This is a genomic window from Desulfobacula sp., assembly GCF_021107415.1.
The window spans coordinates 1-6773 of the sequence record NZ_JAIOSW010000329.1 but is presented as its reverse complement, the minus strand read 5'-3'; the positions used below and the strand labels follow the sequence as shown (position 1 = coordinate 6773).

Here is a 6773-nt window from a genome sequence, read left to right as displayed (position 1 = left end):
GTTTTCCCAAATTGATGCTGCTCTGGTTCAAAAAGAGATGGAGAAAGCCAAAAACAACAGAGACAGGATATTGCCTGAAATCAAGAAAGCGATAAAAAATTCTGACTTGATAATGAAAGTGTCCTCCGTGTTTGCTTTAGAAGCAAAATGAATGCCAACCGCCATTTGCGGTCATAGGTATATTTATATAAGAATAATAAAATTTGAATCATCTTAAGATGAGAAACCCTATATCCGCCATGATACGGAGAAAATAATATGAAACAATTTTTTATTTTTTTATTTTTCATATTTTCCTTTGTAAGCGTTAGTTCAGCCTTGGAAATTGAAAAAGTTGAATTCAGCTGTGTTAATAAAAAAGATAGCAGGCTTTATAAAATATCCGATGCAATCTTGACACATGCTTTTAAAAATTTGGGGATTAAGTTTGGATTAAAAGTATTACCTCCCAAAAGGATTCCTCGGGAAATAAATATTGGAAAAATTGATGGGGATACCCACAGGATTTATGATTTTAATCGTGAAAAAAAATATCAAAATTTAATTAGGGTTGAAGAATCGATTCAGATGATAACTCAGTCGGTATTTACCAAATTGGATAACATCAAGGTAAATGGCTGGAAAAGTCTTTCTTCTTACAAAATTCTTTATTTATCAGGAATCAAGGTGACAGAGAATGGGATGGACGTAGCCGGAATTCCTTCAGAAAACAGGTTAGGAGTCTATGATATCGATAATGCATTTTATTTATTGAACCTTGGAAGGGGTGATATTGCAATTGTCAGCCCATCTACCGGCAGAGCGTCCCTTAAAAAACTTGGGATTTCCAATAATAGTATTAAAATGCTGACACCTCCAGTGGTTACAATTAACTTGTATCCTTATATGCATAAAAAATATGCAGTTCTTGCAAAAAAACTTGCTGGCAAACTCAAAGAGATGAAAGAAAATGGTAAATATGATGAGATTATAAACACAATTCAGGAATGAACTTGTCATGAATGGCATCGACTAAAGTAACAACCTGTTTAAATTTGGTAATTTTTGAAAATAGATTGAAAAAAATCAACCTTCCATTTATGTTTAAAAAACAAATAGATCTTATTGTCTGAATTATTAACCCTATTCAAGGAAATATTCATGGTGGTCGGAACAGGCAAAATCAAATTTAAACTGTATGGTGTCAGTTCATTGAAGGAAAAACGCAGAATCGTCAAATCCATTATCAACCGGATTAAAAACAAGTTCAATATCTCCATTGCGGAAACCGACTATAATGACAGTCATTTATGGGCTCAAATCGGCTTTTCAATCATCGGCAACAATTCAAGGATAGTGAATTCAAAACTGGACAAGGTATTTAATATGGCCGATGATATGGGTCTTGCACAGATTACGGACACTCAAATGGAGATAATTTATCTATAAATTATTATAATGGAAGCAAGCATGATGAAAAAGGTTGAAATAAAAGCTTCATATAAAGCCTTGAAACAACATCAGGATCTTTTTAATATTTTTTCGCATATCCTGAAATCCATCAAAAATCCGGACTTCAAGTTAGGACTGAAAGAACTTGGAAAACAGGTTGACCAGTTTACAATTTCAGTATTAAACAGAATGGGCAACCTTGAGCATGTTCTTGAAATCATCTCTTTTCTAAATGAAACAATCACCTGCCAAATTATTCAATCAGCAGAAAAAACCCTGATGAAAAAATCAGGTCAAGTGCAAACCATACCGTTTTGCTGGGTAAATATGGGAAGCGATGCCAGACAGGAGCAGGTGGTCAGGACCGATCAGGATAATGCCATCATTTATACAGATCCTGCAAAGGACCATGAAATAGAAACAGAACTTTTTCTTAAACAATTGTCAACACTTGTGGTTGAAGATCTTGCGGCATTTGGATTCAAAAAGTGCGTGGGTAATGTTATGGCTGTGAACCCTGTCTGGCGGAGATCCATTTATGGCTGGATGAGAGCACTGGATGAATGGGTGGGATCAGCGGAACCCGAAGATGTCCGAAAGCTCACCATTATGCTTGATTTCAGAGCTGTGTACGGGAACATGACTTAGGCTGAAAGGGTGCATTCCCGTGTTTTTGAATTATTTGGTCAATCAATGAGTGTCAGCCATTATCTTACAAGGGATGATCAATTATTTGAATCTCCTAAAACCCTGTTCGGCAAAATCAGAACCCACCGAAGCGGTTCATGTAAAAAATGCTTTAACCTGAAAACATCCGGCCTGGTACATTTGATTAACGGCATTCGGATACTGGCTGTGAACAACCGGATTAAAAAGCCGTCAACCCTTGAAAGGATGGCACGGTTAAAAGAGAAACAGGTGCTTTCTACTACAGAATACAACACATATAGATCAGCATTTACCCTGTTAATGAAAATGAAAATAGCCCATCACTTTCTTGGGAAAAAAGAAGCACCGCTTCCTGACAATTGTATTGATCTATCCCGATTAACAAATTCTCAAAAAAAAGAATTATTGCATGCACTGGAAGCAGTAAAGGTATTGCAAAAAAAAATTAATAAACAATACAACGTGGTCTGGATGAATTTTTTTAATTAAATAAAAGGCGAGAAACACTCATGGAAACTTCCTATCATTCTTTTTTTAAATTATTTGTAAAAGTAAGCAAAAAGATTCATTCCGGCCGTGAAGTTACGGATATTCTAAAGTGCATTGTTGAAAATATAACGGATATCATGGCAGCCAAGGGATGTATTTACTGGATATTAAACCATCAGAAAAAAACTATTGTGACAAAAATTTCCCATGGTTTTGATTACAGAAGCCTGTCCGGAACCGATTACCAGACCCTGTTAACCATTTTTGACAGGACTGAACCCCATATATTTATAGAGGATGCCAGAAATGATACAAGGATTCCTGATCTTGAACGACTGGGAAAACAGCGGGTGGGCTCAGTGACAGGCCTCTTCTTTGATATTATGAAACCATATTCCGGCATTCTGGCCGTTTATTTTTCACAACATAAGCCCTTGGACTCACATGAATTCGAGCTAATTTCCGCCCTGGGAGAACAGGGAGCACTGGCGCTTCAAAGAGCCATTGGATATGATGAAAAAATGGTGGAGATCTACCAGCAGATTGTTGAAGGATTTGCCCTTGCCATTGAAGCAAAGGACCCGATCACCCATGGCCATTCAAAGCGTGTGGCTGTCTTATCTGAACTTACAGCCAAAAAAATGAAACTGGATGAGCATGAGGTAAAAAATATCTATCGTGCCGGTATTCTTCATGACATAGGAAAAATCGGTATGGAAGATACGGTTCTGGAACGCTTGGGAGAATTGTCGCAAAATGAGTTGTCAGCCATCCGGCAGCATCCGGTATTAGGGGCAAAAATATTAAGCCCGTTAACGTTTTTCAACGAAATCGAACCTCTTGTAAGACATCACCATGAACTTTATAATGGCACAGGATATCCTGACGGGAAAAAAGGAGAAGACATCCCTTTAGGGGCAAGGATAATTACCGTGTGCGACGCCTTTGAAACCATGATAAGCGGCAGGCCGCAAATCCGAAAAAAAAACCTGTTCCTTGCCATACAAACTTTACAGGAAGGGGTTGGTATCCGATTTGATCCAAAAATTGTCCAGGCCTTTTTTAAAGTCCTCCGGGAAAACCCGGATGTGTTGGATATAAGGGACACGATGGAATCCTGTCTGACTCTCTTAAAAAAGAATATGGCTGATATGGCTGATCAGAACCTGTTTGAAAAAAAAATTTCCACTGGCTTCCCTGCAAGTTTCTGATCTAAATAATTCCTCCGGGCATGGGGGGGATCTTTTCCCCGGCAAGTACATAGCCTCCGTCAAGCCTTATGACACTGCCGGTCATATAGGGAGCATCTTTAATAATAAACCGGCAGGCTTTAGCCACATCCTCTATGGTTCCTGTTCGATTCAACAGGGTGTGATCAATCAAAGACTGCTTTTCCTCTTTTGTGAGGACTTGACTCCACCCCCGTGTACCTCTGGCATGCCGGGTATCAAAAATACCCAGCATAATTTCATTCACCCGGACATGGGGCGCACCCAGGCGGGCCCAGGTTTCCGTGAGGCTTGAAATACCCCGATTGGCAGCAGCATAGCCATCATTAAAAACAAGTGCGGCAGGGCCTGATCGACCTATGATACCTGCAATGGAAGATATATTGATGACCACGGCCTCTTTGGCTTTTTTCAGCAGGGGAAAGACAGAAGTGAACACCCATTGTTTGGCCTTAAGAGTGGTTTCAATTTCAAGATCCCATTGATCTTCAATATATTCACCATGAACCGTGGGCCAGCCGCCGCGTTCAATATTATTAATCAGGATATCCAGGCGACCATATTTTTTTTCAATACGTAAAGCAAGCATTTCAATATCTTTAATATTGCATAAATCTGCTGAAATTATCATATGGTCGGCTTTGGATGCTGCAAAATCTTTTTCCATACTATCAAAAGAGTCTTCCCAGTCATGGCGGGTTAATACAAGGCGTGCACCTTCATTGGCCAGGGCAAGGCCGATTCCTTTCCCCATACCTTTAACCGCTCCCAGAACCAGGGCTATTTTCCCTTTAATCTGCATTGGATTCATTCTCCAAATGTAGCTTTTATGCCGAACAGCATAAATTTCACCCAGTCAACGCCAAAGTTCAGCAATGCTTCATCATCTGTTTTGATTTTCTTTAAAAGGTCTTCGGGAAGGCTGAATTCCTTTAAGAGGTCTTTTCCAATAATCTGTGCCCGGAACTCATCCAGATCATATAAACCCAGATAAAACATATCAGACTGTGCCCCTTCAAGCTTGCCGGGTATAATCCGGTTTTTAAGGCTGATCAATTCCATGAGTCTGTCATTTTCTTTATTGTGTTTGTCCACATCCTGACCCTTAAGCCATTCTTTAACCGTCTGCCCGGTCTTTTTGCCGAATCCTTTACAATGCGATTCTTCAATTAAAGCAAAGTATTGGGTAATCTCCCCTGTTTGCCTTGACCTTGCAATGGCACGGGCCAGAGGATACATCCGGCAGGAACCGGGCCTGTCCTCATAGACGGAACATCCTTCAGGCGTGACAAAGGGACACGCATATCCCGTACCCGGGTTGGGTTTAAATTCAATGACCGGTAAACCGGAGCCAGGCCCGTAATGCAGAAAGGTATAGGTCTTTAGAAAATCCTGTGATGATATCCCAAGATTATTTTTCAATCGCAAAACATCATAAGGTGTCAAAGCCTGATTCAAATCACGGCAGCAGTCGTTAAAACATTCATTTTCAAAATTACAGTTAAAATTCATCAAATCTTCAAGACGAATCGGTATCATATCTTCTGTCATTTGTTTTCCTTTTTGTCTGTTTGAACACTAATTTTTACGTCTTGTAGATTATCAGTATTTTTTTTAGATTTCCAGTCTCTTTTTATTCTGGGATACCTACTATATATTGTAGTTTATCCTGTTGATATTTTATACATATTGATATTTTATAAAATAGCAAAAACAATTGAAAAACAAGACCAATCTTTTTTGAATAATTCTTGACAAAAAGAGTTAGAGAGGCTATTTCGGTTACATTTATGCAAGCTTGGATCAGTATTTGGTTTTATTTTTTTGGTCTTAAAGCTGACTTAAAGTTTACCAGGCTGAACTATAAGGGTTACAGTCTGTTTGTTGAAATAAAAAATAGTAGCACAACGGTATTGTGCGATTTTGATTAACTTAAATTATGGAGGTATTTTAAATGCCATCTTTTGTAATTGCAGAAAAATGTGACGGCTGCAAAGGTGGGGACAAGACAGCATGTATGTACATCTGTCCTAATGACCTGATGGTTCTTGAACCTAATGAAATGAAAGCATACAACCAGGAACCCGATCAGTGCTGGGAATGCTTTTCATGCGTAAAGATCTGTCCTACTCAGGCCATTGAAGTCAGAGGTTATTCTGACTTTGTACCCATGGGAAGCTCAGTTGTTCCCATGTTGGGTACAGAAGACGTTATGTGGACTTGTAAGTTTAGAAACGGTGTTATTAAACGCTTCAAGTTCCCCATCAGAACAACTCCCGAAGGCGAGGCTAATGCATATCTTGACCTTAAAGGTAAAGATCTTGACAGCGGACTGCTTTCTACCCAGGAAGCAGACGGTTATGTACTTGTAGCTCCAACCGAGCTGGTATAACCAAACTGTCAATCATTTAATTTGATACTTTATTTATAATTTTGGAGGTATACAATGGCATTACCTAACAAACCTATTGGAGAACTTAAAGTTGTAAGAGACCCAGAGGTTGATAAAAGAGACGTTGATATTCTGATCGTTGGTGGCGGTATGGCTGCCTGCGGAACAGCATTTGAAGTTAAAAAATGGGCAAGCGATGACACAAAAATTCTTCTTTGTGACAAAGCAGCCATGGAAAGATCAGGCGCAGTAGCCCAGGGTCTTTCTGCTATCAATACATATATTGGTGACAACAAACCCGAAGATTACGTCCGTATGGTCAGAAACGACCTTATGGGTATTGTTCGTGAAGACTTGATCTTCGATCTTGGACGTCATGTTGATGATTCTGTTCATCTTTTTGAAGAGTGGGGACTCCCCATGTGGAAAAAAACTGATGACGGCAAAAACCTTGACGGCAAAAAAGGTATGAAATCAGGTACACTTAAAGGTGGAGCCACTCCAGTCCGTACTGGTAAATGGCAAATCATGATCAATGGTGAATCTTACAAAAGAATCGTTGC

At 39.3% G+C, this 6773-nt stretch carries 8 protein-coding genes and 1 pseudogene; 7 read left to right on the top strand and 2 right to left on the bottom strand.

Annotated elements, in window-relative coordinates; translation table 11 throughout:
- The first annotated feature begins 258 nt into the window (after positions 1-258).
- From K8S13_RS16730 to K8S13_RS16710, 5 genes are all read left to right on the top strand, one after another.
- Positions 259-990 carry a hypothetical protein gene (locus K8S13_RS16730; protein WP_291464257.1) on the top strand — a complete coding sequence of 244 codons (732 nt, stop codon included), beginning with the start codon at positions 259-261 and terminating at the stop codon, positions 988-990.
- A 150-nt stretch (positions 991-1140) separates the two neighbouring features.
- On the top strand, positions 1141-1428 hold the full coding sequence (locus K8S13_RS16725) for a DUF503 domain-containing protein (protein WP_291464255.1): 288 nt from the start codon (positions 1141-1143) through the stop codon (positions 1426-1428).
- Positions 1429-1449: 21 nt separating this feature from the next.
- Entirely contained in the window at positions 1450-2079 is a 630-nt protein-coding gene (locus K8S13_RS16720; protein WP_291464254.1) for a DUF294 nucleotidyltransferase-like domain-containing protein, read from the top strand.
- A 45-nt stretch (positions 2080-2124) separates the two neighbouring features.
- Entirely contained in the window at positions 2125-2589 is a 465-nt protein-coding gene (locus K8S13_RS16715; protein ID WP_291464253.1) for a putative nucleotidyltransferase substrate binding domain-containing protein, read from the top strand.
- Positions 2590-2609: 20 nt separating this feature from the next.
- Positions 2610-3800 carry an HD domain-containing phosphohydrolase gene (locus tag K8S13_RS16710; protein ID WP_291464251.1) on the top strand — a complete coding sequence of 397 codons (1191 nt, stop codon included), beginning with the start codon at positions 2610-2612 and terminating at the stop codon, positions 3798-3800.
- Between the two features lies 1 nt (position 3801).
- On the opposite strand, the gene K8S13_RS16705 is transcribed toward K8S13_RS16710, so the two are convergent.
- Both K8S13_RS16705 and K8S13_RS16700 read right to left on the bottom strand, forming a co-directional pair.
- Complete coding sequence (locus tag K8S13_RS16705; protein ID WP_291464249.1) at positions 3802-4620, bottom strand: SDR family oxidoreductase; 819 nt, start codon at positions 4618-4620, stop codon at positions 3802-3804.
- Positions 4621-4625: 5 nt separating this feature from the next.
- Positions 4626-5369, bottom strand: a complete 744-nt coding sequence (locus tag K8S13_RS16700) for a YkgJ family cysteine cluster protein (RefSeq protein ID WP_291464248.1) — start codon at positions 5367-5369, stop codon at positions 4626-4628.
- Between the two features lie 403 nt (positions 5370-5772).
- Between K8S13_RS16700 and aprB the strand changes: the two genes are divergently transcribed.
- A complete protein-coding gene (gene aprB, locus K8S13_RS16695) occupies positions 5773-6210 on the top strand; it encodes an adenylyl-sulfate reductase subunit beta (RefSeq protein WP_291464246.1) in 438 nt (145 codons plus the stop codon).
- Positions 6211-6264: 54 nt separating this feature from the next.
- Positions 6265-6773: pseudogene (locus K8S13_RS16690) on the top strand (adenylylsulfate reductase subunit alpha); the annotation flags it as partial.